The sequence below is a fragment of the Sphingomonas pituitosa NBRC 102491 genome, from assembly GCF_001598435.1.
Classification (GTDB): domain Bacteria; phylum Pseudomonadota; class Alphaproteobacteria; order Sphingomonadales; family Sphingomonadaceae; genus Sphingomonas; species Sphingomonas pituitosa.
This window is the reverse complement of record NZ_BCYY01000002.1, coordinates 331,594-357,151: the sequence shown is the minus strand read 5'-3', so window position 1 is coordinate 357,151 and position 25,558 is coordinate 331,594. Positions and strand designations below refer to the sequence as shown.

Here is a 25,558-nt window from a genome sequence, read left to right as displayed (position 1 = left end):
GCGCTGCGGCTGTACGGTGGATTCCGAGGCGGCTCAGAACACCGGCTGGTTGGCGTCGTCGTCGCTGGTCGGCGTGTGAATGCCGCACTCGGTCTTGTCCCAGCCGCGCCAGCGGCCGGCGCGCGGATCCTCGCCGGGCTTGACCATGCTGGTGCACGGCGCGCAGCCGATCGAGGGATAGCCCTGCGCCACCAGCGGATGCACCGGCAGGTCGTGCGCCGCGAAATAGGTGTCGAGATCGGCCTTGGTCCAATCCGCCAGCGGATTGATCTTCAGCCGCTCGCCATCGAGTTCGAAGCGGGGGAGGGCGGCGCGGGTGCTCGCCTGGAACGCCTTCCGGCCGGTGATCGTCGCGTCGAAGCCGGCCAGGCCCGCCTCCAATGGCAGAACCTTGCGGATCTCGCAGCAGCCGTCCGGATCATAGGACCAGCGCAGCTCGGTCGCGTCGCGCTTGGCCAGCAGCGCGGCATTGGGGCGCAGGTTGCGGAAATCGGTGAGGCCGAGCCGCTCGACGAGCAGGTCGCGATAGGCGAGCGTCTCGGGGAAGTGCTTGCCGGTATCGAGAAACAGCACCGGCACCGAAGGATCGACGCTGGCGACGAGGTGCAGCAGCGCCGCCGACTCCGCACCGAAGGAGGAGACGATCGCGGTTTCCCCCGTCAGCTTCTCCGCCAGCACGGTGCGCAGCATCTCCAGCGTGGGGACGCCGAGAAAGCGGGTGTTGAGCTGCACCGCATCGGCCTCGGTGAAGCGCGGCGCCACGTCGATCCGGTCGATATGGCGCGCGGGCTCAGCCATGCCGCAGCTTCCACACCGGCACGATCGGGTCGGCAGCCGCCTGATAGCGGAAGTCGTAGCGGTTCAGCGCGGCCTCCAGCGTTGCTTCGTCGATCGGCGCGTTCGGCGCGAAGCTGTCGAAGCCGCAGCGGCGCATCAGCGGGATCTGGTCGACCAGCACGTCGCCCTGCGCGCGCAGCTCGCCCTGGTAGCCCGCCTCGCGCAGGATACGCGCGGTGGAATAGCCGCGGCCGTCGCGGAAGCTGGGGAAGCTCACCTCCACCAGCGCAATGCGATCGAGATAGGGAAGCAGTGCGCGCGCATCCTCCCCCGATTCGATCCGAACCGCGGTGGCGTTGGACTGGCCGAAAAAGCTGTCGAGCGTGACGGCCGGCTCGTCATGCGCCTCGTCGTCGCGGTAACGCAGGAACTCAACCATAAATGGCCTCCTTGAACGGTGCCATGCCGATGCGGCGATAGGTGTCGACGAAGCGCTCGCCGGGCGTGCGCTCGCGGACATATACGTCGGTGGCGCGCTCGATCGCGTCGACCACGCCGTCCTCGCTGAAGCCGGGACCGGTGATATCGGCCAGGCTGACATCCTCCGCGCCAGATCCGCCGAGCAGCAACTGGTAGTTCTCGGTGCCTTTCCGGTCGACGCCGAGGATGCCGATATGGCCGGCATGGTGGTGGCCGCAGGCGTTGATGCAGCCCGAGATCTTGAGCTTGAGCTCGCCCAGGTCGCGCTGGCGGGCCGGATCGCCGAAGCGTTCGCTGATCTTCTGCGCCAGCGGGATCGAGCGGGCGTTGGCGAGGCTGCAATAATCGAGGCCCGGGCAGGCGATGATGTCGCTGATCAGGTCGAGATTGGCCTCGGCGAGGCCCGCCTCGCGCAGCGCGGTCCAGACCGCGTAGAGATCGGCCTTGCGGACGTGCGGCAGCACGATGTTCTGGGCATGGGTGACGCGCAGCTCGTCGAAGCTGTAGCGCTGGGCGAGATCGGCCATCGCGTCGATCTGGTCGGCCGAGGCATCGCCGGGGATGCCGCCGATCGGCTTGAGGCTGATCGTGACCACCGCATAGCCCGGCGCCTTGTGGGCGTGGACATTCTGGTCGAGCCAGACCGCGAAATCGGGGTCGCTGCGGTCCACGGTATCGACGGCGTCGGCCTCGAACGGCGGCGGCGCGAAATAGGCGGCGATGCGGTCGAACTCTGCCTGGGGCGGATCGATGCCCAGCGCCTTCACCGCCTGGAACTCCTCCTCCACCTGCCGCGCATATTCTTCTGCGCCAAGGGCATGGATGAGGATCTTGATCCGCGCCTTGTAGATATTGTCGCGCCGACCGTGGCGATTGTAGACGCGCAGGCACGCCTCCAGATAGCTGACGAAATCGGCGAAGGGCACGAAGTCCTTGATCAGATGCGCGATCATCGGGGTGCGCCCCATGCCGCCGCCGGCATAGATGCGCGCGCCCAGTTCGCCAGCGTCGTTACGCACGATCTGGATGCCGATGTCGTGCAGCCGCATCGCCGCGCGATCGCTGTCGCTGGCGATCACCGCGATCTTGAACTTGCGCGGCAGGTAGCTGAATTCCGGGTGGAAGCTGCTCCACTGGCGGAGCAGCTCGGCCCAGGGGCGCGGATCGGTGATCTCGTCGGCGGCAGCACCGGCGAACTGGTCCGAGCTGATGTTGCGGATGCAGTTGCCGCTGGTCTGGATCGCGTGCATCTCCACCGTCGCCAGCTCGGCGAGGATGTCGGGTGCGTCCTCCAGCTTGATCCAGTTGTACTGGAGGTTCTGGCGGGTGGTGAAATGGCCATAGCCGCGATCATACTTGCGCGCGATGTGGGCGAGCATGTGCATCTGGCGGCTGTCGAGCGTGCCATAGGGCACCGCGACGCGCAGCATGTACGCGTGCAGCTGCAGATAGAGCCCGTTCATCAGCCGCAGCGGCTTGAACTGGTCCTCGGTCAGGTGGCCGGCGAGACGGCGCTGCACCTGGTCGCGAAATTCCTCGACGCGCGCTGCGACGATCGAGGCGTCATATTCGTCGTACTTGTACATGGTTCAGATCACCCAGCTTCCGGCCTGCGGGTCGGCGGGCTTGAGGGTCAGGTCCGTGCGGACGGTGGGGCCGAGCGCGCGGATGCGGTCCTTGATATGCGCGGGGCGGGGCCCCTCGGGCGTGGCCTCGGCATCGATGACATAGGGCACGTTCACCCGTCGCGCGGCGGCTTCGGTCGCGGCGATCAGGTCGCCCTTGTCGCCCACGTCCGCCGCCTCGGCGACATGGCGCGACCAACCCTCGCCGGTCCACCAGACCACATCGCCGGTGGGAAGGTCGTTTCCTGTCAGCAGCTTCATGCCTGTTCTTCCCCCAAAATCTCGGCCGTGCGCGCCCAGCGGGACAGCCGGTCCTGCGCATCGGCCAGCAGCACCACTTCGCCCACGACGATGATCGCCGGGCTCTTCACGTCTTCCTGCTCGACCATCGGGCCCAGGTCGGCGAGCAGCGTGCGCAGCGCGCGGTGGCCTTCCAGCGTGGCGCGTTCCAGCACCGCGACGGGCATGTCGGGTGCGACGCCATCGGCCATCAGCTTGTCGGCGATGGCGGAGGCGGTGGCGACGCCCATATAGATCACCAGCGTGCGGCCCTTGCCGGCGAGGCCCGACCAGTCCTGGTCGGTCAGCCCCTTGCACTGGCCGGCGACGAAGCTGACCGCGCTCGACCAGTCGCGATGGGTGAGCGGCAGCATCGCCTCGGCGGCGGCGCCGAGTGCTGCGGAGACGCCGGGGATCACTTCCACCGGCAGCCCGGCTTCGCGCACCGCTTCGACTTCCTCGCCGCCGCGCCCGAAGATGAACGGATCGCCGCCCTTGAGGCGGACGACGACCGCGCCGGTCTTCACATGCGCGACGATCAGCGCGTTGATCGCTTCCTGCGGCAGCGTGTGCTTCGATCGGCGCTTGGCGACCGAGATGCGGTGGGCCTGGGGCGCAAGGTCGAGCACGCGGTCGTCGACCAGCCCGTCATGGACGAGCACATCGCACGCCTTGAGCGCCTCGACGGCGCGGACGGTGAGGAGGCCGGGGTCGCCGGGACCGGCGCCGACGAGGATCACGCGGCCGCGCGAAAGGGGATCGAGTAGCGATGCCATGGTGCCGCACATGGCCCGATGCCGGCGGCGGAGCAATGGAGGATCGTTTGGCCTAGGGGTAGGGAAACTATGGGCGATCAGCCCTTGGCGTGCCAGTCGCCCGATTTGCCGCCGGTCTTGGCCAGCAGGCGGATGTCGCCAAGCACCATGCCCTTATCCAGCGCCTTGGCCATGTCGTACAGCGTCAGCAGCGTCACCGACACCGCGGTGAGCGCCTCCATCTCGACGCCCGTCTTGCCCTCGGTCGCGGCGGTCGCCGTGGCGGTGACCCCGCTGTCGTCGAGATCGAGGTCGATCGCGACGCGGGTGAGGGGCAGCGGGTGGCAGAGCGGGATCAGCTCGGACGTCCTCTTTGCCGCCATAATGCCGGCGATGCGCGCGGTGGCGAGCACGTCGCCCTTCTTTACGCTGCCGTCGCGGATCGCCGTGGCGGCTTCCGCCGACATGTTGATGCGGCCCTGCGCCACCGCCTCGCGCGCGGTGACCGCCTTGCCGCCGACATCTACCATGTGCGCCGCGCCGGTCTCGTCGAGATGGGTGAGCCCGCTCATCCGACCAGCGCGCGCGTCGCGGCTTCCACATCCGCCTGGCGCATCAGCGACTCGCCGATGAGAAAGCAGCGAATGTCGTGCGCGGCCATCGCGTCGAGGTCCGCGCGGGTGTTGAGGCCGGATTCGGCGACGAAGGTGCAGTCCTTGGGCGCGTGGGCGACGAGTTCGTAGGTCTTCTGTACGTCGACCTCGAACGTCTTGAGATTGCGGTTGTTCACCCCGATCAGCCGCGATTTGAGCTTGAGCGCGCGCTCCAGCTCGTCGGCATCGTGAACCTCGACCAGCGCGTCCATGTCGTGCTCGATCGCGGCGGCTTCGATCTCGGCCATCTGGCCGTCGTCGAGCGCCGATACGATGATCAGGATCGCATCCGCGCCCATTGCCCGCGATTCCGCGACCTGCCAGGGGTCGATCAGGAAGTCCTTGCGGATCGCGGGGAGGTCGCAGGCCGCGCGGGCGGCGACGAAATAGTCTTCATGGCCCTGGAAATAGTCATGGTCGGTCAGCACCGACAGGCACGCCGCACCGCCGGCGGCATAGGCGCGGGCATGGGCGGGGGGATCGAAATCGGCACGGATCAGGCCCTTGGACGGGCTCGCCTTCTTGATCTCGGCGATCAGGCCATAGCCGCCGGCTGCCGCGCGCGCATCGAGCGCCGCCTTGAAGCCGCGCGGCGCCGTGGGGGTCGGCCAGGCGCGCGGGGCGGCCTTGCGCGCCGCGACTTCGGCGCGCTTGGTTTCGAGGATGGTGTCGAGGATGGTGCTCATGCGAAGGCGATCCAGCAGTCGAGAAGGGCGTTTGCAAGCCCGTTGTCGAGCATTTCGGCGGCTTCCTCCACCCCGTCCCGCAGGTCATCGGCGCGGCCCGCGACCATGAGCGCGGCGGCGGCGTTGAGCAGCACCGCGTCGCGATAGGCGCCTTCCTCCCCCTGCAGCAGGCGGCGCAGCGCGAGCGCGTTGTACGCAGGATCGCCGCCGCGGATCGCGGCCAGCGGATGGCGGGGGAGCCCGGCATCCTCAGGCGTGATACGGGTCGGCAGCCTCGCGCGGCCGACATTCACGACGATGCTCGCCGTTTCGGTGGAAAGCTCGTCCAGCGCATCCTCCCCGGAGACGACGGCGGCGGCTTCGACGCCAAGCTGCTCCAGCGCCTCGGCATAGACCGGCGCATAATCGGGCCGCGCGATGCCGATCAGCTGGTGGCGGACATGGGCGGGGTTGGCGAGCGGCCCCATCAGGTTGAAGATCGTCCGCCGCCCGATCCGCCGCCGGATCGGCGCGATGCGGCCCAGTGACGGATGATGGTGCTGCGCGTAGAGGAAGGCGATGCCGATCTCGTGCAGGCTCTCCTCGGCGCGTGCGGCCGCACGATCCAGATTGAGCCCCAGCGCTTCCAGCGTGTCCGCCGCGCCTGCCTTGGACGACGCAGCGCGGTTGCCGTGCTTCGCCACCGGCACGCCGGCAGCGGCCACCACCAGACTGACCGCCGTCGAGACGTTGAGCGTATGATGCCCGTCGCCGCCGGTGCCGCAGACGTCGATTGCCCCTTCGGGCGCGGTGACGGGGATCAGCCGTGCCCGCAGCGCGCGGGCGGCCTCGGCAATCTCGATGCTGGTCTCGCCGCGCACGGAAAGCGCGATCAGGAACGCCTCGATCTCCGATTCCGGCGCGGTGCCGTCCAGGATGTCGGCAAAGGCCTGCGCGGCGGTTTCGCGGGCAAGCGGGGAGGACGGATCGGGAAGCAGGCTTAGGCTGGTCACGCCGCCTCTATTCCGGGGCGCGGCCAGCCTGTCGAGCAAATCCTGCTTGGGCGCCTCAGTTGCTCTTCTTCGGCTTGGCGTAGGGCACGAACTGGCCCAGCGACACGAAACCACGCGGGAAGAACGAGCTGCGGTCGATCAGTCGCACCGCATCGATGCTGCACAGCTGCGAGCCGAAGGTATTGGTCACCAGGATGGAGTTGTCGTCGAGCTGCTCGGCGCCGCCGCGGGGCTCGTTCACATAGAGGGTATTGCCGTCGGAATAGACGATCGCCTTGCCCTCGATGATCTGGCTCGAGCCCGTCCGGACAAGGCTGATGCAATCGACCGGCTTGCCGGCGACTCGGCCCTTGAGCAGCTTTGCGAGCTGCTGCTCGGGCGTATCCCGGTCGCGCGCATTGGCAATGGGGGCCGCGAGCAGCGCGGCGCCGGCGAGCAGGGTGACGAAGATCGGTTTCATGGCATTCCTCCTACAGATGCTGCGATGAACCGAGGCTGAAGAGGGTCAGGCCGTAGCCTTGGCCTCGATCCCGGCGAGCCGCAGGAAATTGGCAAGCATGGCGTGGCCATGTTCGGTGGCGATGCTTTCCGGGTGGAACTGCACGCTGTGAATGGGCAGAGTCCGGTGGCGGAAGCCCATCACAGATCCGTCTTCAGCCGTCGCGTTGACCACCAGGCTGTCGGGAATGTCCGTCACGATCAGCGAGTGGTAGCGCGTGGCGGTGAAGGGCGAGGGGAGTTCGGCGAACAGCCCGGTACCATCATGCGACACCGGCGACGTTTTTCCATGCATCAGCCCGCCGCGCACCACGCTGCCGCCGAAATGCTGGCCGATGGACTGATGCCCCAGGCATACGCCAAGCAGCGGCTTGCCGAGATCGGCGCAGGCGGCGACGAGATCTAGGCTGATCCCGGCCTCGTTCGGTGTGCACGGGCCGGGCGAGATCAGGAAGCCCTGCGCATTGCTGGCGATCGCCTCGTTCGCCGTCAGTGCATCGTTGCGCACCACCTGCACCTCCACGCCCAGCTCCATCAGGTAATGGACGAGGTTCCAGGTAAAGCTGTCGTAATTGTCGAGAACGAGGATCATGGCCGCAGACCTAGGCGCTCCCGCGTGCCAGCACAATCCGGCCATGCGACGGCCACAGTGCAGCGGCACCGCTGGCAGGGCAGGGACGTCGTATCACCCAAGGAGTTTACCGGATGCTTGCCCGCTTGATGATCGCCACCGCCCTGCTCGCCGCGCCGGCGCTTGCCCACAGCCAGGACCAGCCCACGCCGGACGGGCCGCCCAAGCGCGTCCGCAGCATCCTGCTCTATGGCCAGGAAAGCTGCCCGAAGCCGGCGAACCCCGACGAGATCGTCGTCTGCTCGAACGCGGGTGATTCGCCCTATCGCATCCCCAAGCGCTTCCGCGACCAGCCCAAGGAAGACGCGCCCTCGACCAGCTGGTCCCGCCGGATGGAAGTGGTGGAGGATTTCAACCGCGCCGGCATGCCCAACAGCTGCTCCGCGGTGGGCACCGGCGGCCAGACCGGCTGCAGCCGGCAGCTGCTCCAGCAATGGTATCAGGACAAGCTCGACCGCGAAGTGAAGGGCGCGCGGGTTCCCTGATTGTCGGGGGCCGTACCGCTCCCTCATTCGTCATCCCGGCGAAAGCCGGAATCCATTGGGGTCTCTGTTGCGGCTCTTGCTGCGGCCGAGAGGCGGCTGGATCCCGGCTTTCGCCGGGATGACGATCAGGATCGAGGGAATCTGCGGAGGGTAAGCGGGCCGGCCTATTGGCCGAAGCCCGCCTCGCTGGCCCGCGCGATCGCCTCGCGCGCAGCGGCGAACAAGGCGCCCGACTTGGCTTCGCATTCACGCTGCTCATAGGCAGGGTCGGAATCGGCGACGATGCCGGCGCCTGCCTGCACGTGCATCACCCCGTCCTTCACCAGCGCGGTGCGCAGGACGATGCACGAATCCATCGAACCATCGGGCGAGAAATAGCCGACGCCCCCGGCATAGGGCCCGCGCGTTTCTGCCTCCAGCTCGGCGATGATCTCGCAAGCGCGCACCTTCGGCGCGCCGCTCACCGTGCCGGCAGGGAAGCCGGCGAACAGTGCGTCGATCGCATCGGCATCGTCGCGCAGCCGGCCGACCACGTTCGACACGATGTGCATCACGTGGCTGTAGAATTCCACGGTATAGCTGTCCGTCACCCGCACGCTGCCGGGTGCGGCGGCACGGCCGACATCGTTGCGACCGAGGTCGAGCAGCATCAGATGCTCGGCCCGCTCCTTGGGGTCGGCGAGCAGCGACGTGCGATTGGCCTCGTCCTCGGCAGCGGTGCGGCCGCGCGGGCGGGTGCCGGCGATCGGGCGAATGGTGATCTCGCCGTCGCGCGCCCGTACCAGGATCTCCGGACTCGATCCGGTGAGCGCGAAGCCCGGCAGGTCGAGATGGTAGAGGAAAGGCGAAGGGTTGATCCGCCGCAGCGCGCGATACAGCTCGAACGGCGGCAGCGGGAAGGGGGCGCTGAAGCGCTGGGCGAGCACCACCTGGAAGATGTCCCCCGCCGCAATATATTCCTTCGCGGCCGCGACCATCTCGCCATAGCGGCCTTGCCGCAGCACCGGCGTCGGCTGGATCGCGAGCGGATCGGCGCGTACCGGCGCGGGCAGCGGGGCGCTGGCGAGTTGCGCGGCGACTGCATCGATGCGCTCGGCCGCCGCTTCCGGATCGGCACCGGGCCACACCGGGGCGACGAAGAACAGTGTATCGGCCAGCCGGTCGAAGACCAGCAGCACCGTCGGCCGCACGAAGATCATGTCCGGCACGCCGAGCGGGCTCTGCGGCGGTCGGGGCAGTCTCTCGACAAGGCCCACCGTCTCGTAGCTGAAATAGCCGACCAGGCAGGCAAGCGCGCGCGGCAGTTCCGCCGGCACCTCCATCCGGCAATCGGCGACGAGCGCACGCAGCGCCGCCAGCGGATCGTCGGAAAGCGGCTCGAACGCGTCGCGGTCGGTCAGCCAGTGGCGGTTGAGCTCTGCCTCCGTGCCGGTCGCGCGGAACACCAGGTCCGGTGCGAGGCCGATCAGGCTGTGCCGGCCGCGGACCGACCCACCCTCGACCGACTCCAGCAGGAAATCGCCCCGCCCCGCCTCGATCAGCTTGAGCGCGGCCGCGACCGGCGTTTCCGTATCCGCGACCTGCCGGCACCACAGCAGGGCCGGGCGGCCTTCGGCCAGCGCGGCGCGAGCGGCATCGATACCTTGGATCACTGGGCGCCGTTGCGCTGCAGGTCGGCGCGGAGGCGGGCGATCGCGGCTTCGTTGCGGCGGACCTTGAGCGCACTCACCAGCGAGGCGGCGAACTGCCGCTCATATTCCTGCGCACCCATCTGCCCCAACGCCTGGGTGATCGACTGCAGCATCTGCGGGCCCTGCGGATCCCCCGCGATGGTCCCCGCCTGGATGGTGTCGACATAGACCACATAATAGCCGGCGCGGTTCGGCGCCTCGACCAGGCGGGCGGTCTTGGCCGGCATGTCGAACGCCATCTGGATGAAGTTCTCCTTGCCGCGCAGTTCGCTGCGCTTGAAGTCGAACGGCTTGGGCGGGGCGCCCTTGGTCGCACCGGCTTCGGCCAGCGCCTGCGCCATCGGCATGCCCTTCTGCAGCTTGGGCAGCATCGCCGTGGCGGCGGTGCGCGCCTTGGCGAGCGCCTGGTCGAGCAGATAGTCGGCCTTTACCTTCTCGGTGATCTGGGCGAGCGGGCGCGGGGCCGCCGGCACGATCTTTTCCAGCGAGACGAGTGCGAAGCTGCCGTCCTGCCCGATCGGGATCACCTGCGGCTCGTCGCCGGCCTGTTCGAAGCCGAAGCCGGCCTTCATTACCGCGGTGGCGGTGGCGTCGGGCTGGTAGGCGGCGTTGTCCGGATCCGTGCCGTTGGCGATCAGCGCCGGGCTACGCACCGCGGTCAGCTTCGCCTTGGCCACTGCTTCGTCGAAGGTCGAGCCGTCGCCGATGGCATCTTCGATCGCCTGGCGCGAATCCGCCAGCAGTGCGGCGAGCTTGCGCTTGCTCGCTTCCTCGAGGAGCTCGGCGCGGACCTGCTCCAGCGTGCGTGCGGCGATCTTCTCGACCTTGCTCACGCGGTAGACGAACCAGGCGCCGCCGAGCTGGACGGGGCCCTGCAGCCCGGTCGCCGGCGCGGCGAAGGCGGCATCGGCGAAGGCGGCGGAAACCTGCTTGCCGAGCGCGGCCTTGTCGCTTGCATCGATCACGCGGGCCTCGAGGCCGGCTGCCTTGGCGGCGCCGGTCAGGTCCCCGCCCTTGGCGGCGGCAGCCACCTTGGCGGCGACCGACTGGCTGATCGCCTGGACCAGCTCTACGCCGCGCTTCTCGCTGGCGGCGTACTTGGCGGCATCCTTCTTGTAGGCAGCGGCGATCTCGGCGTCGGTCGGCGTCGCCTGGGCCTTCAGCGCGTCGGGCTGGGCAAGGGCGTAGCGCACGATGCGGCGCTCCGGCACCTGATAGCGGCTGCGGTTCTGCGCATAATAGCCGGCGAGCGTGTTGGCGTCCGGCGCCGGGCCCGGATCCATGGCCAGCGACTGGACGAAGCCGACGATGCCGGTGCGGCGCTCCAGCAGCGTCGCGACATACGGCGTCACCACGCCGGCGGGGGCGGGGGCGCGCAGTGCAACCGGGCCGACCAGCCATGCGGCGTAGCGCTGGGTGGTCATGCCTTCGCGGAACTGCGCCGGGGTCAGTCGATTCTGCGCGAGCAGCTGCTCGAAGGTCTGCTGGCTGAACTTGCCGTCCATGCCGGCGAACTGCGGATTGTTGACGATGTCGGTATCGACCAGCTTCTTGCCGACCGCCATGCCGTTCTGATTGGCGAACGCCTCGATCGCGGCGGTGTTGACGGCGTCGTTCAGCGCGGCCTCGAACCCGCCCTGCGCGAGCACTTGCGCCATGGTGATGTTCTGGCCCTGCGCCTGCGCGGCGCGAATATAGCGCTCCAGCGTCTCGCGGACGTGGCGCTCCGTCACGTCCTTGCCGGCCACCGTCGCCAGCGTGCCGCTGTTCGCGCCGCTGATCCCCTGGCGCATGCCGGTGACGTCACTCGCCGCAAAGGCGATCGCGAGCAGGCCCAGGAAGATGAAGACGATGATCAGGCCGTAGCGCGACTTGGTGAAGTTCCGGAAGGCGTTGAGCATGGAGAGCCGTTCGTTCGAGGAATTTGGGCCCGCTTTAGGGCCGGTATGGCGCGCCTTCAAGCTTGTGCCGCGCGACGCAATCGGTATCGACTGTGCCGAAACCAAAGGGGAGTGATGAATGCGCCGGAAGCTGGTCGCAGGAAACTGGAAGATGCACGGCATGCGGTCGCACCTTCGCGAGGTGTCGGCAATCGCCGCCGCTGCCAAGGCGCATCCGCAAATCGATGCGCTGCTCTGCGTACCCTTTACGCTGATCGCCGCAGCCGCGGAGATTGCGCCGGACTTCACCATCGGCGCGCAGGACGTGCACGAGAACGACTATGGCGCACACACAGGCAACGTCTCAGCGCCGATGCTGGTGGAGGCGGGAGCGAAGGTCGTGATCGTCGGTCATTCGGAGCGCCGTGCCGATCAGGCCGAGACCAGCCACCACGCCTGGGCCAAGGCCGCCGCCGCTCGCCGCCAGGGGCTGAACGTGATCCTGTGCTGCGGCGAAACCGAGGCCGAGCATGATGCGGGTCGCGCCGAACGCATCGTCCAATCCCAGATCGAGAAGTCGCTGCCGGATGGTGCCGCCCCCGATTGGCTGACCATCGCCTATGAACCGCGCTGGGCGATCGGCACCGGCAAGACGCCGACTCTCGACGAGATCGCCACGATGCACGCGATCTTGCGTGCCAAGCTGCGGGGCATGATCGGCCCCTCTGCCAACGACATGCGCATCCTGTACGGCGGCTCGGTGAGCGGCGCCAATGCCGAGGCGATCCTCGCGGTGGACGATGTCGACGGTGCGCTGGTCGGCGGAGCGAGCCTCACCGCGGAGAAGTTCGTGCCGATCATCGAAGCTGCGGCCAAGATTGCACTAGCGGATTAACCTGTTGTCGGGGGTCTCGCGCTACAAGGCTCCCATGCTGCAGCGGATTCACCTCGTACGTTCGGGAAGGACCAAGCTCGACCGAGCAATCCTGACCGAACAGTATAGGGTGCTGGGTCAGCAGATTCCGTTGATGTACACGCTCGTCTTCCTGGACGCCGTGTTCCTCGGCTTTGCTTCCTACGGTTCGGTTTCGGTCGAACTCAGCGTCATCGCGCCGATCCTGCTCGGTATCGCGGCCGCGATTCGCAGTCTCCTTTGGGTCACTCGCCGAAGCGACGTCGTCCCCAGCCTCCGGCGGATACGAGGGTATCTTGTCGGGACGATCGTCGCGGCGGCAGTACTTAGCCTGGCATTCGGCGGTTGGGCACTGGCACTGTTCGTCGAGGCGGACCTGGCGCGGCGCACCTGCATCGCGCTGTATATCTTCATCGGCGCGATTACCTGCTGCTACTGCCTGCAGACCTTCCCGATCGCGGCATGGCTGGTGATGGCTTGCGGCGCATCACCGGTGATCGTCTGCCTGATCGTGTCGGGCGACCGGTTTCTGATCGGGCTGGGGATCAACATCATCCTCGTCTCTGCGGTGGTGCTGCGGATGTTCGGGGCGACCCATGCGGGGTTCGTCGAGGTGCTTGCCTCGCGGGCGGAAATGGCGGCGGGACAACGCCGCGCCCGCCTTGCCGAGCAGCGCGCCCACCAGCTCGCCTATCACGACCCGTTGACCGGACTGCCCAACCGTCGCGCCCTCACCGAATATCTGCGGAGCGCCGAACCGCACCGCTTCGGGCTGATGCTGGTCGATCTCGATCGTTTCAAGTCGATCAACGACGTGCACGGCCATCCCATCGGCGACCAGCTGCTCCGCGCGGTCGCCGGCAGGTTGAGCTGGGTGGTGGGCGAAGCCGGCCGCAGCTACCGGCTGGGCGGCGACGAATTCGCCATCACCCTGCCGTTCGACGGCGACGCCCTCGATCGGGTGCGCAGCGTGGCCCATGCGATCGTCCGCGAAGTGGCGCGGCCCTTCCTGATCGACGAGCGGATGCACCATATCGGCGCCAGCGTAGGCATTGCCCTCTATCCCGAGGACGCACTCGACGCCGATACGCTGATGCGTCGCGCCGACGTCGCGCTGTACCAGGCCAAGGAAGCGGGGCGCGGCTGCTACTGCGCCTTCGCAACCCAGATGGACGCCGAGATCCGCCGTCGCTCGACCATCGAGGCGGAAATGCGCGACGGGCTGACCCAGGGCCTGTTCTACCCGCGCTACCAGCCGATCGTCGATCTCCGCACCGGTCGCGTCACCGGCTTCGAACTGCTCGCCCGCTGGCGGCGCGAGGATGCCGAGATCGGGCCCGACCAGTTCATTCCGATCGCGGAAGAGTGCGGCCTGCTCAACACGCTGATGCTCGACCTGCTCGATCGTGCCTGTTCGGAGACGCGCGACTGGCCGGTGCCGGCCAGCATCGCAATCAACATCTCGCCCGGCCAGCTGCGTGACGAGTGGCTGAGCCACAAGATCCTGTCGGTGCTCGCGCGCACCGGCTTTCAGCCGCAGCGGCTGACGGTGGAGATCACCGAGAATGCGCTGATCGTCGATGCCGAGAAGGCGCACCACGCCATCGAGTCGCTGAAGAACCAGGGGGTGCAGCTGGCGCTCGACGATTTCGGCACCGGCTATGCCTCGATCCAGCATCTCCGCATGCTGCCGTTCGACAAGATCAAGATCGATCGCTCGTTCGTCGAATCGCTGAGCGAGAGCGCAGAGAAGCTGCGCATCGTTCGTGCGATCCTGGGTTTGGCCAGCACGCTGGAGCTACCGGTCGTCGCCGAGGGCATCGAGACGCTCGAGACGGCCGAGATGCTCCGCGCGCTGGGCTGCGCGCAGGGGCAGGGCTATCTGTTCGGTCGTCCCATGGACAAGGAAGAAGTCGAGCGCTGGCTCGCCGACGGCGTGATGCCGCCGGCGGCCGCAGCGCTTATCCGCCGTACCGGTCCTTGAGCACCTTCCAGGTGGCGCGCAGGCTTACCGCCTCGGCGCCCTTGGGGCGGCCCGGCTTGGCGCTGCCGTTCCAGCAGAAGATGTCGAAATGCGCCCACTGGGCCTTGCTCGACACGAATTCCTTGAGGAACAGGGCCGCCGTGATCGCGCCGCCGAACGGACCCTCGGCCGCGTTGACCATGTCCGCCACGTCGGACTTCAGCAGATCCTTGTACGGATCGTAGAGGGGCATCCGCCAGATCGGGTCGGCCTCTTCCTCGCCCGCGGCCAGGATTTCGGCCGCCAGCGTGTCGTCATTGGCGAACAGCGCCTGCAGGTCGGCGCCCAGCGCGACGCGCGCGGCGCCGGTGAGCGTCGCGAAGTCGAAGACCAGCTCGGGGTTCTTCTCCTCGGCCTTGGTCAGTGCGTCGGCCAGGATCAGCCGGCCCTCGGCGTCGGTGTTGCTGTTCTCGACGGTGATGCCCTTGCGCGAGATCATCACGTCGCCCGGCCGAGTCGCCTCACCAGAGATCGAGTTCTCGACCGCGGGGACGAGCATGTGCAGCCGCACCGGCAGCTTGTTCTGCATCACCAGTTCGGCGAGCGCGAGGGCGTGGGCGGCGCCGCCCATGTCCTTCTTCATCAGCCGCATGCCGCTGGCCGGCTTGATGTCGAGCCCGCCGCTGTCGAAGCAAACGCCCTTGCCGATGATGGCGATGCGCGGATGCTCGGGGTTGCCCCATTCGAGTTCGATCAGGCGCGGCTCGCGGCCCTTGCCGGCGGCCTGGCCGACGGCGTGGAGCAGGCCATAGCCCTGCGCGAGTTCATCGCCCTTCACCACCGAGAAGGTGGCGCTGTACGCCTTGGCGAGGTCCGCACCGGCCGTTTCGAGATCGGCCGGGCTCATGTCGTTCGCGCCGGTGTTGATCCGGTCGCGCAGCTTGAAGGTAACGGCGGCCATGCGCACCGCCTCTTCCATCTTCACCGGATCGCCGGTGAGCAGCACGCGCGGGCCCTGCGCCTTGGGATCGGCCTTGCGATAGCGGTCGAACTTGTACTGCGCGACGAGCCAGCCATAGATCGCCTTGCCGGGCTCGACGCCTTCCACGCGATAGCTGCCCTCGGGCAGCGTCTCGGCCAGCTTGGCGATGCACCAGGGGGTGAGCTTCTCGACATTGGCGACGACGCTGACGACGGACCAGTCCTCGGGCGCATCGCCGGGCAGAATCGCGCTCGAGTTGGCCGAGCCGCTGAGCTTCTGCGCGGCGGCGGCGGCGCGGTGGCGCGGCGGCTGTGCAGCGAGCCAGGCGTCATAGCCCTTGGCGTCGATCAGGTGGATGGTGCGAGCGGCTTGGCCGCGATCGGGCTGAACGAGCGTGTTGAGATCCGTCATAGCTCTTGATCTAGGACGCGCGAGCGCCCGCGCCTAGTCCGCCGCAGCATGGATTTTTGGGCAGGGGCCTTGGCCGGCGCGGTCACTTGGCCGCGGGCAGCCGCGTCTTCCACCGCGCGTCGAGCTTCGCCTGTGCCTGGGCGCGCTGCACCTTCGCGACGAGCGAGATGCCGCGCAGGCCGATGCTGTGGCCGGCGAGGAACTTGCCCGAGATCGTGTAGCCCACGTCGTACAGCGCTACATCCTCGTGCGGGCTGCCATCTGCGAGGAACTGGGTGATGATCACCACCGGCATCCGTTCGTCGCCGCGGCTATTGTCGGGCATGCCGGCAGCTTCGCGCGCCTTGACCAATGCATGGTCGAACCAGGCGCCTTCGATGCGTGGCTCTCCCGTGGTAGCGGCGGGCGAAACGCCCAGTGCGCTCGGAAACAGGATCGTCTGGCTTTGCACCGACTGCTCGGATGCGGCGGGCTTGAGCGTGAGCGTCTGCTTGCCGCCACCGGTCGCCACCAGCACCAGCTTCGCGGCCTTTGCCGACGCACGCTGCTCCGTCGCCGCCTGTTCTGCCTTGGTTTCCTGCCGATCGCTCCAGTTGTTCCAGAGCGTCAGGCCGGAGATCAGCACGGCGGCGACGCCCAGGACTTCGCCGAGCGTGACCCAGCGACGCCGCACCTTTGCGGCTTCGGCGCGTTCCTTGGCGCGGCTGTCGGCTTCGTCACTCATCGCGGCATCACCAGGAACTGCTCGAACTTGCCGTCGGCGCCGGGCTCGGCATAGGTCACCGCGATCAGCTGGCGTCCCTGGTAGCGGATCCGGTAATTGCGGTTGACGAAGCCGCCGCGCAGCCGCGCCTTGCCCAGAGGCTCGAACGCCAGCGGCTCGCCGAGCGGGGCAAGGCTGGCGCGATAATCGCCCAGCGCGGTGGCATCGAAGAAATAATTGGCGTCCTCGGTCATCAGGCTGCGATCGGGCGTACCGGCGCGGAGCTGGTCGAACAGCTTCCGCGCGAGCGCGTCGCGCTGCTGGTCGAGGGTGAGGGCGGCCGCCTGTTTGGGCGCTGGCAGCAGCAGATCGGTGATGCTCTGCGCGATTGCGTCATGTGCGCCGCCGAAATCGGCGCTGACTAGCGAGACGACGGCGAAGCGCTCGTCGGGGATGACGACGTTGCTCGACAGGAAGCCGACCGCCTCGCCGCCATGCGAGACTTCCTTCTTGCCGCCATGCTCGCCCAGCGAAACGCCAAGGCCGTAATGGGTGGGGGAACCGTCGGCGAGCTTCACCTCGGTTTCCTGCACCGCCCAGTCGTCTGGCGTCAGCACCTTGCGGTCGATACGGGCGATATCCCACTTGGCGAGATCGGCGGCGCTCATCGCCAGCTCGCCGGCTGCCCACAGCCAGCCATCGGCGGCGGGCTTGGCAGGGCGGACAGGTCCGAGCGCATAGCGGTGTGTGCCCTGCGGGAAGCCCTTGCCGATCGCCTTGTCCTGGTCGATCGCCTTCATGCCCAACGGCTTGAAGATCTTTGCTTCCAGATAATCGAGCAGCTTCCTGCCCGATGCCTTCTCGATGATCATGCCGGCGACGACATAGCCGGTGTTCGAATATTGCCAGGCGGTGCCGGGGGCGAAATCGAGCGGCTTCTTCGCCCAGCGATCGACGATCTGCTGCGGCGTCACCGCCGTCTCCATCGCCTTGAAGCTATAGTCCTGCGGCCAATAGTCCTGCAGGCCGGCGGTGTGGCTCAGCAGCTGGCGGATGGTGATCTTGTCGGCATCGGTGACGTCCGGCACCCATTTCGAGACCTTGTCGTCGAGGCTCAGCTTGCCTTCGTTCTCCAGCAGCAGGATCGCTGCCGCCGTGAACTGCTTCGAGACCGAGGCGATCTGGTATTTGGCGGCCGCGTCCGGGCCCTTGGCGATGCCGGGGCCCTGGTCGCCATACGCCTTGGTGAAGACGATCTTGCCGTCGCGAACGATCGCCACCGAGGCGGAGGGCACGCCGCTGCTCTTCAGCGCCTCGGCGACGATGGCATCGACCTTGGCAGTCTGTTCCGCCGTCAACTGCTGCGCGGCGGCGGGGGTGGCGATCAGCAGGGTGGCGGCAAGGGCGGAACGGAACATCGGGCCTCCAGGAGATGGTGCCCGACGCTTAGCGCCGCCCGCGCACCCTGCCAACGACGATCAGCCCATCGGTACGCCGTAGAGATCGTGCTCGTCCGCATCCTCGATCAGCACCGGCACGATGTCGCCCTGCTCCAGATGCCCGGCGTCGCGCAGGAAGACTTCGCCGTCGATCTCGGGCGCATCGGCTTGGCTGCGGCCGGTGGCGCCGCCTTCGGCATCCACTGCATCGATGATCACCTCGAGCTTGCGGCCGACCTTTGCCTGGAGCTTGGCGGCGCTGATCGCGGCGGTCTTCTCCATGATCCGGGCGTAGCGCTCTTCCTTGACTTCCTCCGGCACCGCGCCGGGCAGGGTGTTGGCCGAAGCGCCTTCGACCGGCTCGAAGCGGAACGCGCCGACCCGGTCGAGCTGGGCTTCGTCGAGCCAGTCGAGCAGATACTGGAAGTCTTCCTCGGTCTCGCCGGGGAAGCCGACGACGAAGGTTGAGCGGATCGTGATGTCCGGGGCGATTTCGCGCCAGCCGCGCAGCCGCTCCAGCACCTTGGCTTCGTTGGCCGGGCGCTTCATCGCGCGCAGCACATTGGGCGCGGCGTGCTGGAACGGGATGTCGAGATAGGGGAGCACGAGCCCCTCCGCCATCAGCGGGATCACCTGGTCGACATGCGGGTAGGGGTAGACATAGTGCAGCCGCACCCAGGGCGCGATCTGGCCGAGCTCGCGGGCGAGATCGGTCATGTGCGGCACGACCTCGCGGCCCTTCCAGGCGCGCGGCTCCTTGCGGATGTCGATGCCGTAGGCCGAGGTATCCTGGCTGATGACCAGCAGTTCCTTGGTGCCCGCGGCGACCAGCTTCTCCGCCTCGCGCAGGATCGCGTCCGGCCGGCGGCTGACCAGGTCACCGCGCAGCGACGGGATGATGCAGAAGCTGCAGCGATGGTTGCAGCCTTCCGAGATCTTCAGATAGCTGTAGTGGCGCGGGGTGAGCTTCAGCCCGCTGTCCGGCACCAGGTTGACGAAGGGCGAGGGCGGCATCGGCGCCGCCTTGTGCACCGCGCCGACCACTTCCTCATATTGATGCGCGCCGGTGACCGCGAGCACGTTCGGGAAGCGGGCGCGGATGACCTCGGCTTCCTTGCCCATGCAGCCGGTGACGATCACGCGGCCATTCTCGGCGATCGCCTCGCCGATCGCCTCGAGCGATTCTTCCTTGGCGCTGTCGAGGAAGCCGCAGGTATTCACCAGCACGACGTCCGCGCCGGCATAATCCGGGGACAGCGCATAGCCGTCCGAACGGAGCTTCGTGAGGATACGCTCGGAGTCGACCAGATTCTTGGGACAGCCGAGCGACACCATGCCCACCTTGGGGGCTTCGGGGAGTCGCGTTGCCATGATTGGTCGCGCACATAGGGGGCCCCGGCCCGAATTACCAGCGCTGCCGCTGTCCCGTCGCAGAACGACGCCGAATTTGGTGTCTTCCGGAAATCACCCGCGATGTTTCGGAGTTGGAAACTTCATCGGTTGCTTTTCGCAACGTTGAATCGGCTCGCCTGCTTAATTCCGTTTCCATATGTGCGCGCTAAAGCGTGACGGTGTCGCGTATGGATGTCATTGATGATGCAGTTGATCGGAATACTCTTGCACGGCGGAACACTCATTTTCATCAATGCGTTGCTATCGCTTCTTTCCAGCTTTGCCTTTCTTCTCGCTTATTGGATCCAGCCGCGCCTGGTGCCGCCGCGCAGCTTGTTGTGCTGGTGCGCCGCCTATCTGAGCTTTGCTGCCGGGTTCGCGGTGTTGATGCTGCCGGCCTTCGATATCCAGGTGCCGGGCCTGGGCCTTTTCGGCAATCTCCTGATCGATGCCGGTGCTGCCCTGAACTTCGTCGCGATTGTCCTCTACCTCAAGCGGCCGCGTTCCGACCTTTGGGTGCTGATTCCCGCGGCGCTGCTGGCGCTGATCGAGGCCGGCTATGTCCTTTCGCATTTCGAGAACATGCGCGTGATGGTGGGGCTGGGCTGCGCGGTGCGGGGGATTCTGACCATGGCGGCCGCCATGGCGCTGTGGCGGTGCGCCGACGAGTCCCGGCGCCCGGTCGCGCGGCTGGCCGCGGTCATCCACGCCCTCTGGGCATTGATGCTGCTGAGCCGAATATTGTGGTGGCTGTTCAACCCCGCTGCCGAGGTCACGTTCGATCCCACGACGGCGTTCGGGCTCACCACCAGGCTCGTCCTCACCTGCGCGATAACGCCCTGCTTCCTGTGGATGCTCGCCCGCCAGCTCGATGCCGAACTGCTGCGCTATGCCTCGCGCGATGCGCTGACCGGGCTCGCCAATCGCCGCGTCGTGTGGGAGCAGGGGGAGGCGCGGCTCGCCCAGGCAGCGCGGCAGCACCGTGCGCTGGCCGTGCTGATGATCGACGTCGACCACTTCAAGAAGGTCAACGACAGCTGGGGACACGCGGCGGGGGACGCCGTGCTGGCCGCGGTCGCGCACGCCCTGGCCGGGGCGGCGTCCGATAGCGATCTGGTGGGGCGGATCGGCGGGGAGGAATTTCTGGTCGTTCCCGCCCGCGCTGCTACCGCCGCGGCGCTTGCAGAAAAGCTGCGGGCAGCGGTGGCGGACCTGCAGGTGGCGATCGACGGCGATACGGTCCTGCGCTGCACGATCAGCATCGGGCATGCCGAGGCGACGGGCGCGGAGGCCGACTGGCATCGGCTGGTGACGGAGGCCGACACTGCGTTATATGCGGCGAAGCAAGGCGGGCGGAACCGCGTCGTTTCACGCGAGTCGCGGCGTGGTGAGGGCCGCGGCGCCACGGCAGCGATCGCTCCGGCCTGACTCCGGCCGTGATCCCTGCGACGTTTACGGATACGTCACCAACTCTGATCGGCGTATCGCGCCGCCAGCAAATCCCGGGAGATACCATGATGACCGCGACCACCGCAGAGCCTGTCCAGCTGCCGACCCGCTCCGGGCTCATCATCGACGTGCGCACCGTGCGTCCGGACGACGAGGCGCTGCTCAAGGACTTTTTCGACCATGTCTCGAACGAGGATCGTCGCTTCCGCTTCTTCACCGCCAGCCCGCATCTCCAGCCGCACCAGGCGGCGGCGCTGATCGACGTCGATCACCAGCAGACCGAGAGCTATCTTGCCTTCACGGCCGAGGGCGGTCAGCTGGTCGGCTCGGCAATGCTGGCGTGCGACGACGCGATGGAGACGGCCGAAGTGGCAATCTCGATCCGCGCCGACCGCAAGGGGCAGGGGGTGGGCTGGAGCCTGCTCAACTACCTCACCGCCGAGGCCAAGGCCCGCGGCGTGAAGCGGCTGCAGTCGATCGAGAGCCGCGAGAACCATCTGGCGATCGAGCTGGAGCGCGAGATGGGTTTCGTCGCCCGCGAGGTCGAGGGCGATCCGAGCGTCGTGCTGCTCGAAGTACAGTTCTGAGGAGGGCGGCCCCGGCCCGGGGCCGCCCCTCGATCACCGGAACGGCGGTTCGTTGAACGCCCGCAGCTTGCGGCTGTGGAGCTTGGCGCCCTCGCGGCGCAGCTCCTCGCAGGCTTCGATGCCGATCTTCAGATGCTCGGCGATGGCGCGCTCATAGAAGCGGTTGGCCTGGCCGGGCAGCTTGAGCTCGCCGTGGAGCGGCTTGTCCGAAACGCAGAGCAGCGTCCCATAGGGCACGCGGAAGCGATAGCCCTGCGCCGCCAGCGTCGCCGATTCCATGTCGACGCCCACCGCGCGGCTCAGCGAGAAGCGCAGCGCCGACTGCGAGTAGCGCAGCTCCCAGTTGCGATCGTCGGTGGTGACGATTGTGCCGGTGCGCAGGCGCTGCTTGAGCTCGTCGCCCGACTGGCCGGACACGGTCTCCGCCGCGCGGGCGAGCGCCTGCTGGACCTCGGCGATGGCGGGGATGGGGATCTCCGGCGGCAGCACGTCGTCCATGATATGGTCGTCACGCAGATAGGCATGGGCAAGCACATAGTCGCCGATCCGCTGGCTCGGGCGCAGGCCGCCGCAATGGCCGATCATCAACCATGCCTCGGGGCGAATGACCGCGAGGTGATCGGTGATCGTCTTCGCGTTGGACGGGCCGACGCCGATATTGACCAGCGTGATGCCGGTGCGGCCCTCGGCCATCAGGTGATAGGCCGGCATCTGGTGCCGTCGCCACGCACCGTCGCTGACCAGCCGGTCGGCGTCCGCCGCATCCTCGATCACGATCCCGCCCGCGCCCGAGACGCCGGTGAAGCGGCTGTCCGGCCCCAGCTGCGCGCAGGCCCAGCGAACGAACTCGTCGACATAGCGGTGATAGTTGGTGAACAGGATGTACTGCTGGAAATGCTCCACCGGCGTGCCGGTATAGTGCTTCAGCCGCGCCAGCGAGAAATCGGTGCGCAGCGCATCGAACAGCGCCAGCGGTCGCGTCTCGTCCTGGCTCAGCCAGATGCCGTCGGCAATCTCGTCGCCGATGTGCGACAGCTCGGTCGCCGGGAAGTGCCGGCCGAGCTCGGTCGCGGAAATGTCATCCAGGCTCAGGATCGTGTTGGGATCGAGCACATAGGGGAAGGGGATTTCCTGACGCCCGGTGACCGCGTGCACCTCGACGTCGTAATCCTCGATCAGGAAGGTCAGCTGCTCGGTAAGATAGTCGGCAAACATCGCCGGGCGCGTGACGGTGATGCGGTAGTCGCCCGCTTCCACAAGGCGGCCGAACGAGCGGCGCGGGATGGGCTTGTTCACGCCGCCACGATAGGTGACGCGCAGCTCCGGATAGGCGAAGCTGCCGTCGGTCCGTGTCTCGGGATCCGGCGTGGTGCCATCGGTGATGTAGCGGTTGAGCGCCTGCTGGAGTCGTTCGACCGAGGCGCGATAGAGCCGATCCAGATCGGCGACGATATCGGAGGCTTGAGTCATCTTCCATCGCTAAGCGCGGAAGATGACTCTGGCAAGTCGGTGGATCGAAATGCCCCCGCATGCAGCGGGGGCACTCGAATCAGAGCTTGCTCAGCACATATTCCGCCGAGCTGACTTCGAATGCACCCGGCGCCTCGACGAACAGCTGCTCGACGACGCCGTCATTGACGATCATCGCGAAGCGCTGGCCGCGCGTGCCTAGGCCGAAGGCCGAGCCGTCCAGGGTGAGGCCCAGTGCCTCGACAAAGCCGCCATTGCCGTCGGCGAGCATCGTCACCTTGTCCGAAACGCCGTTGGCGTCGCCCCAGGCCTTCATGACGAAGAAGTCGTTGACCGCGGTGCAGGCGATCTCGTCGACGCCCTTGGCCTTGATCTCGTCGGCCTTCTGCACGAACCCCGGCAGGTGCTTGGCCGAGCAGGTGGGGGTAAAGGCACCCGGCACCGAGAACAGCGCAACCTTGCGGCCGGCGAAATAGGCGGGGGCGTCGATCTGGTCCGGGCCCTCGGCGGTGACCTTGACGAGCGTGGCGTCGGGGATGCGATCGCCGGTCTGGATCGTCATGCTGCTCTCTCCTTGTACGAATCCCGCGGCCGCATGGCCGCGCGGCTTCCATCGCATCCCACGCAACAAATTCAAGCGTGGCCCGTAGAGGGTGCGAACGATATGGTGGGGATCATGGATTCGGCGCCTTCACTTACTGGCCAGTTCCTGCTGGCCATGCCGGGGATCGGCGACCCGCGCTTCGAACGCGCGGTGATCGCTATCTGTGCCCACGACACGGAGGGCGCGCTCGGCATCGGCATCGGCGCCACGATCGAGGGGCTCGGGCTTCACGATCTGCTGGAGCAGTTCGAGATCGATCCGGGCGACGTCCCTGACGTGCCCGTGCATTTCGGCGGACCTGTCGAGCCGCGCCGCGGCTTCGTGCTGCACTCCGCAGACTGGAGCGGGCAGGACACGATCGACGTAGCGGGGCGATGGCAGCTCTCCGGCACGATGGACGTGCTGCGGGCCATCGCCGAAGGGCGGGGGCCAAGCCGCTGGCTGGTCGCGCTCGGCTATGCCGGCTGGGGCGAGGGGCAGCTGGAAACGGAACTGACCTGCCACGGCTGGTTCAATACGCCGGCCGATATCGGGCTGCTCTACGACACCGACGTCTATGAGCGCTGGGCCGAGGGGTTCGTCGGCGCAGGCATCGACCCGCGGCTGTTGGCAAACAGTACCGGCACCGCTTGAATCTGCCGGAGTGGCATATAAAGATATCTTTATATTAACATTGCGCGCCTGATCCGAAGCGGCTAGGGGCGCAACCATGCGGCCGGTGGATTCCCGGTGCGCCTGCATTTTGCTTGAACTGGAGAAGCAGCCTGTGGCTACCAACGACTATGTCATCAAGGACATCGCCCTCGCCGATTTCGGCCGCGCCGAAATCAACATCGCCGAGACCGAGATGCCCGGCCTGATGGCGCTTCGCAAGGAATTCGGTGCATCGCAGCCGCTGAAGGGCGCGCGCATCACCGGTTCGCTGCACATGACGATCCAGACCGCCGTGCTGATCGAGACGCTGACCGCGCTCGGCGCGCAGGTTCGCTGGGCGACCTGCAACATCTTCTCGACGCAGGACCACGCCGCCGCCGCGATCGCCGCGACCGGCGTGCCCGTGTTCGCCGTGAAGGGCGAGAGCCTGGCCGAATATTGGGACTATGTCGGCGACATCTTCAACTGGGGCGCCGATGGTGACGGCACCACCGCCAACATCATCCTCGACGACGGCGGCGACGCGACCATGTTCGCGCTGTGGGGCGCCAAGCTCGAAGCCGGCGCGACGCTGGGCGAGCCGGAGAACGACGAGGAAGTCGAGTTCCAGCGCGCGCTGAAGGCGTTCATCGCCAAGTATCCGGGTTACCTGACCGAGACGGTCAAGAACCTGAAGGGCGTCTCGGAAGAGACCACCACCGGCGTGCACCGCCTGTACGAGATCGCCAAGAAGGGCGAGCTGCCGTTCCCGGCGATCAACGTCAACGACAGCGTCACCAAGTCGAAGTTCGACAACCTCTATGGCTGCAAGGAATCGCTGGTCGACGCGATCCGTCGCGCCACCGACGTGATGCTCGCCGGCAAGGTCGCCGTGGTCGCCGGCTTCGGTGACGTGGGCAAGGGCTCGGCCCAGTCGCTGCGCAACGGCGGCGCGCGCGTGATGGTCACCGAAATCGATCCGATCTGCGCGCTGCAGGCGGCGATGGAGGGCTTCGAGGTCGTCACGATGGACGAGGCCGTGCAGCGCGCCGACATCTTCGTGACCGCGACCGGCAATGCCGATGTGATCACCGCCGATCACATGAAGGCGATGAAGCCGATGTCGATCGTCTGCAACATCGGCCACTTCGACAGCGAGATCCAGATCGCCGCGCTGTCGAACTACAAGTGGACCGAAGTGAAGCCGGGCACCGACCTCGTCGAATTCCCGGACGGCAAGCAGATCATCGTGCTCGCCAAGGGTCGCCTGGTGAACCTGGGCTGCGCCACCGGCCACCCGAGCTTCGTGATGTCGGCCAGCTTCACCAACCAGACGCTGGCGCAGATCGAGCTGTGGACCAAGGGCGAGAACTACAAGAACGAAGTCTACGTGCTCCCGAAGCACCTCGACGAGAAGGTCGCCGCGCTCCACCTCGAGAAGCTGGGCGTGCACCTGTCGCAGCTGAGCGAGAAGCAGGCGTCGTACATCGGCGTGCCGGTCGCAGGGCCGTTCAAGCCGGATCACTATCGCTACTGATCCTCTCCGGATCGAAGCAACAAGGGCCGCGCTCCGAAGGGAG

At 67.2% G+C, this 25,558-nt stretch carries 25 protein-coding genes; 7 read left to right on the top strand and 18 right to left on the bottom strand.

The window, feature by feature from the left end; all coding sequences use genetic code 11:
- Window positions 1-33: 33 nt before the first annotated feature.
- The 10 genes from SPI01S_RS04165 to SPI01S_RS04120 all read right to left on the bottom strand — a co-directional run bounded on the left by SPI01S_RS04165 (window position 34) and on the right by SPI01S_RS04120 (window position 7,337).
- Entirely contained in the window at window positions 34-798 is a 765-nt protein-coding gene (locus SPI01S_RS04165) for a phosphoadenylyl-sulfate reductase (protein WP_066718549.1), read from the bottom strand.
- Complete coding sequence (locus tag SPI01S_RS04160) at window positions 791-1,216, bottom strand: DUF934 domain-containing protein (protein ID WP_066718539.1); 426 nt, start codon at window positions 1,214-1,216, stop codon at window positions 791-793. The genes SPI01S_RS04165 and SPI01S_RS04160 overlap by 8 nt, the downstream gene beginning before the upstream one ends.
- Window positions 1,209-2,843, bottom strand: a complete 1,635-nt coding sequence (locus SPI01S_RS04155; RefSeq protein ID WP_066718536.1) for a nitrite/sulfite reductase — start codon at window positions 2,841-2,843, stop codon at window positions 1,209-1,211. Before SPI01S_RS04155 ends, SPI01S_RS04160 begins: the two co-directional genes overlap by 8 nt.
- A 3-nt stretch (window positions 2,844-2,846) precedes the next feature.
- Window positions 2,847-3,143 carry a DUF2849 domain-containing protein gene (locus SPI01S_RS04150; RefSeq protein ID WP_066718533.1) on the bottom strand — a complete coding sequence of 99 codons (297 nt, stop codon included), beginning with the start codon at window positions 3,141-3,143 and terminating at the stop codon, window positions 2,847-2,849.
- Window positions 3,140-3,937, bottom strand: coding sequence for a uroporphyrinogen-III C-methyltransferase (gene cobA, locus SPI01S_RS04145; RefSeq protein WP_066718970.1), 798 nt, complete (start codon window positions 3,935-3,937; stop codon window positions 3,140-3,142). Before cobA ends, SPI01S_RS04150 begins: the two co-directional genes overlap by 4 nt.
- Window positions 3,938-4,014: 77 nt before the next feature.
- Complete coding sequence (gene moaC / locus SPI01S_RS04140) at window positions 4,015-4,488, bottom strand: cyclic pyranopterin monophosphate synthase MoaC (RefSeq protein ID WP_066718529.1); 474 nt, start codon at window positions 4,486-4,488, stop codon at window positions 4,015-4,017.
- The gene (gene trpC / locus SPI01S_RS04135; protein WP_066718528.1) at window positions 4,485-5,255 is read right to left on the bottom strand and encodes an indole-3-glycerol phosphate synthase TrpC; all 771 of its coding nucleotides are present in this window, start codon (window positions 5,253-5,255) and stop codon (window positions 4,485-4,487) included. The genes moaC and trpC overlap by 4 nt, the downstream gene beginning before the upstream one ends.
- Complete coding sequence (gene trpD / locus SPI01S_RS04130) at window positions 5,252-6,247, bottom strand: anthranilate phosphoribosyltransferase (protein ID WP_066718526.1); 996 nt, start codon at window positions 6,245-6,247, stop codon at window positions 5,252-5,254. The genes trpC and trpD overlap by 4 nt, the downstream gene beginning before the upstream one ends.
- A 55-nt stretch (window positions 6,248-6,302) precedes the next feature.
- Window positions 6,303-6,707 (bottom strand): hypothetical protein, encoded by a 405-nt coding sequence (locus SPI01S_RS04125; RefSeq protein ID WP_066718524.1) that lies wholly within the window; start codon window positions 6,705-6,707, stop codon window positions 6,303-6,305.
- Window positions 6,708-6,752: 45 nt separating this feature from the next.
- Window positions 6,753-7,337 (bottom strand): anthranilate synthase component II, encoded by a 585-nt coding sequence (locus tag SPI01S_RS04120; RefSeq protein WP_066718521.1) that lies wholly within the window; start codon window positions 7,335-7,337, stop codon window positions 6,753-6,755.
- 113 nt (window positions 7,338-7,450) lie between these two features.
- On the opposite strand from SPI01S_RS04120, the gene SPI01S_RS04115 reads away from it, so the two are divergent.
- Window positions 7,451-7,861, top strand: a complete 411-nt coding sequence (locus SPI01S_RS04115) for a hypothetical protein (RefSeq protein WP_066718518.1) — start codon at window positions 7,451-7,453, stop codon at window positions 7,859-7,861.
- 164 nt (window positions 7,862-8,025) lie between these two features.
- Here SPI01S_RS04115 and SPI01S_RS04110 read toward each other — a convergent pair whose 3' ends face one another.
- Both SPI01S_RS04110 and SPI01S_RS04105 read right to left on the bottom strand, forming a co-directional pair.
- On the bottom strand, window positions 8,026-9,513 hold the full coding sequence (locus tag SPI01S_RS04110; RefSeq protein ID WP_066718515.1) for an anthranilate synthase component I family protein: 1,488 nt from the start codon (window positions 9,511-9,513) through the stop codon (window positions 8,026-8,028).
- Complete coding sequence (locus tag SPI01S_RS04105) at window positions 9,510-11,453, bottom strand: peptidylprolyl isomerase (RefSeq protein ID WP_066718512.1); 1,944 nt, start codon at window positions 11,451-11,453, stop codon at window positions 9,510-9,512. Before SPI01S_RS04105 ends, SPI01S_RS04110 begins: the two co-directional genes overlap by 4 nt.
- A gap of 118 nt (window positions 11,454-11,571) precedes the next feature.
- Between SPI01S_RS04105 and tpiA the strand changes: the two genes are divergently transcribed.
- Together tpiA and SPI01S_RS04095 are read left to right on the top strand one after the other, a co-directional pair.
- Complete coding sequence (gene tpiA / locus SPI01S_RS04100; protein WP_066718504.1) at window positions 11,572-12,327, top strand: triose-phosphate isomerase; 756 nt, start codon at window positions 11,572-11,574, stop codon at window positions 12,325-12,327.
- Between the two features lie 133 nt (window positions 12,328-12,460).
- On the top strand, window positions 12,461-14,329 hold the full coding sequence (locus tag SPI01S_RS04095; RefSeq protein WP_245653461.1) for a putative bifunctional diguanylate cyclase/phosphodiesterase: 1,869 nt from the start codon (window positions 12,461-12,463) through the stop codon (window positions 14,327-14,329).
- On the opposite strand, the gene SPI01S_RS04090 is transcribed toward SPI01S_RS04095, so the two are convergent.
- The 4 genes from SPI01S_RS04090 to rimO form a co-directional block, all read right to left on the bottom strand.
- The gene (locus tag SPI01S_RS04090) at window positions 14,307-15,701 is read right to left on the bottom strand and encodes a leucyl aminopeptidase family protein (protein ID WP_066718501.1); all 1,395 of its coding nucleotides are present in this window, start codon (window positions 15,699-15,701) and stop codon (window positions 14,307-14,309) included. The genes SPI01S_RS04095 and SPI01S_RS04090 overlap by 23 nt on opposite strands.
- An 82-nt stretch (window positions 15,702-15,783) precedes the next feature.
- Window positions 15,784-16,425: a hypothetical protein gene (locus SPI01S_RS04085; protein WP_066718498.1), complete on the bottom strand. Its 642-nt coding sequence runs from the start codon at window positions 16,423-16,425 to the stop codon at window positions 15,784-15,786.
- Complete coding sequence (locus SPI01S_RS04080; RefSeq protein WP_066718495.1) at window positions 16,422-17,822, bottom strand: serine hydrolase domain-containing protein; 1,401 nt, start codon at window positions 17,820-17,822, stop codon at window positions 16,422-16,424. Before SPI01S_RS04080 ends, SPI01S_RS04085 begins: the two co-directional genes overlap by 4 nt.
- Window positions 17,823-17,882: 60 nt before the next feature.
- Window positions 17,883-19,214 (bottom strand): 30S ribosomal protein S12 methylthiotransferase RimO, encoded by a 1,332-nt coding sequence (rimO, locus tag SPI01S_RS04075; RefSeq protein WP_066718494.1) that lies wholly within the window; start codon window positions 19,212-19,214, stop codon window positions 17,883-17,885.
- Between the two features lie 222 nt (window positions 19,215-19,436).
- On the opposite strand from rimO, the gene SPI01S_RS04070 reads away from it, so the two are divergent.
- Both SPI01S_RS04070 and SPI01S_RS04065 read left to right on the top strand, forming a co-directional pair.
- A complete protein-coding gene (locus SPI01S_RS04070; protein ID WP_066718493.1) occupies window positions 19,437-20,663 on the top strand; it encodes a GGDEF domain-containing protein in 1,227 nt (408 codons plus the stop codon).
- 86 nt (window positions 20,664-20,749) lie between these two features.
- Window positions 20,750-21,271: a GNAT family N-acetyltransferase gene (locus tag SPI01S_RS04065; protein ID WP_306305015.1), complete on the top strand. Its 522-nt coding sequence runs from the start codon at window positions 20,750-20,752 to the stop codon at window positions 21,269-21,271.
- Window positions 21,272-21,304: 33 nt separating this feature from the next.
- On the opposite strand, the gene SPI01S_RS04060 is transcribed toward SPI01S_RS04065, so the two are convergent.
- Together SPI01S_RS04060 and SPI01S_RS04055 are read right to left on the bottom strand one after the other, a co-directional pair.
- Window positions 21,305-22,741, bottom strand: a complete 1,437-nt coding sequence (locus tag SPI01S_RS04060) for an AMP nucleosidase (protein ID WP_066718491.1) — start codon at window positions 22,739-22,741, stop codon at window positions 21,305-21,307.
- A 79-nt stretch (window positions 22,742-22,820) separates the two neighbouring features.
- Window positions 22,821-23,303 (bottom strand): peroxiredoxin, encoded by a 483-nt coding sequence (locus SPI01S_RS04055; RefSeq protein ID WP_066718487.1) that lies wholly within the window; start codon window positions 23,301-23,303, stop codon window positions 22,821-22,823.
- 114 nt (window positions 23,304-23,417) lie between these two features.
- Here SPI01S_RS04055 and SPI01S_RS04050 point away from each other — a divergent pair, with 114 nt between their 5' ends.
- A complete protein-coding gene (locus tag SPI01S_RS04050) occupies window positions 23,418-23,978 on the top strand; it encodes a YqgE/AlgH family protein (RefSeq protein WP_066718959.1) in 561 nt (186 codons plus the stop codon).
- A gap of 76 nt (window positions 23,979-24,054) precedes the next feature.
- Entirely contained in the window at window positions 24,055-25,515 is a 1,461-nt protein-coding gene (gene ahcY / locus SPI01S_RS04045) for an adenosylhomocysteinase (RefSeq protein WP_373278298.1), read from the top strand.
- The last annotated feature ends 43 nt before the right edge of the window (window positions 25,516-25,558 follow it).

Bases quoted from the DNA above. Each gene is read 5' to 3' on its own strand.
- SPI01S_RS04165 (WP_066718549.1), bottom strand. From the start codon at position 798: ATGGCTGAGCCCGCGCGCCATATCGACCGGATCGACGTGGCGCCGCGC.
- SPI01S_RS04160 (WP_066718539.1), bottom strand. From the start codon at position 1,216: ATGGTTGAGTTCCTGCGTTACCGCGACGACGAGGCGCATGACGAGCCG.
- SPI01S_RS04155 (WP_066718536.1), bottom strand. From the start codon at position 2,843: ATGTACAAGTACGACGAATATGACGCCTCGATCGTCGCAGCGCGCGTC.
- SPI01S_RS04150 (WP_066718533.1), bottom strand. From the start codon at position 3,143: ATGAAGCTGCTGACAGGAAACGACCTTCCCACCGGCGATGTGGTCTGG.
- cobA (WP_066718970.1), bottom strand. From the start codon at position 3,937: ATGGCATCGCTACTCGATCCCCTTTCGCGCGGCCGCGTGATCCTCGTC.
- moaC (WP_066718529.1), bottom strand. From the start codon at position 4,488: ATGAGCGGGCTCACCCATCTCGACGAGACCGGCGCGGCGCACATGGTA.
- trpC (WP_066718528.1), bottom strand. From the start codon at position 5,255: ATGAGCACCATCCTCGACACCATCCTCGAAACCAAGCGCGCCGAAGTC.
- SPI01S_RS04125 (WP_066718524.1), bottom strand. From the start codon at position 6,707: ATGAAACCGATCTTCGTCACCCTGCTCGCCGGCGCCGCGCTGCTCGCG.
- SPI01S_RS04120 (WP_066718521.1), bottom strand. From the start codon at position 7,337: ATGATCCTCGTTCTCGACAATTACGACAGCTTTACCTGGAACCTCGTC.
- SPI01S_RS04115 (WP_066718518.1), top strand. From the start codon at position 7,451: ATGCTTGCCCGCTTGATGATCGCCACCGCCCTGCTCGCCGCGCCGGCG.
- SPI01S_RS04105 (WP_066718512.1), bottom strand. From the start codon at position 11,453: ATGCTCAACGCCTTCCGGAACTTCACCAAGTCGCGCTACGGCCTGATC.
- tpiA (WP_066718504.1), top strand. From the start codon at position 11,572: ATGCGCCGGAAGCTGGTCGCAGGAAACTGGAAGATGCACGGCATGCGG.
- SPI01S_RS04095 (WP_245653461.1), top strand. From the start codon at position 12,461: ATGTACACGCTCGTCTTCCTGGACGCCGTGTTCCTCGGCTTTGCTTCC.
- SPI01S_RS04090 (WP_066718501.1), bottom strand. From the start codon at position 15,701: ATGACGGATCTCAACACGCTCGTTCAGCCCGATCGCGGCCAAGCCGCT.
- SPI01S_RS04085 (WP_066718498.1), bottom strand. From the start codon at position 16,425: ATGAGTGACGAAGCCGACAGCCGCGCCAAGGAACGCGCCGAAGCCGCA.
- SPI01S_RS04080 (WP_066718495.1), bottom strand. From the start codon at position 17,822: ATGTTCCGTTCCGCCCTTGCCGCCACCCTGCTGATCGCCACCCCCGCC.
- rimO (WP_066718494.1), bottom strand. From the start codon at position 19,214: ATGGCAACGCGACTCCCCGAAGCCCCCAAGGTGGGCATGGTGTCGCTC.
- SPI01S_RS04070 (WP_066718493.1), top strand. From the start codon at position 19,437: ATGATGCAGTTGATCGGAATACTCTTGCACGGCGGAACACTCATTTTC.
- SPI01S_RS04065 (WP_306305015.1), top strand. From the start codon at position 20,750: ATGATGACCGCGACCACCGCAGAGCCTGTCCAGCTGCCGACCCGCTCC.
- SPI01S_RS04060 (WP_066718491.1), bottom strand. From the start codon at position 22,741: ATGACTCAAGCCTCCGATATCGTCGCCGATCTGGATCGGCTCTATCGC.
- SPI01S_RS04055 (WP_066718487.1), bottom strand. From the start codon at position 23,303: ATGACGATCCAGACCGGCGATCGCATCCCCGACGCCACGCTCGTCAAG.
- SPI01S_RS04050 (WP_066718959.1), top strand. From the start codon at position 23,418: ATGGATTCGGCGCCTTCACTTACTGGCCAGTTCCTGCTGGCCATGCCG.
- ahcY (WP_373278298.1), top strand. From the start codon at position 24,055: ATGCGGCCGGTGGATTCCCGGTGCGCCTGCATTTTGCTTGAACTGGAG.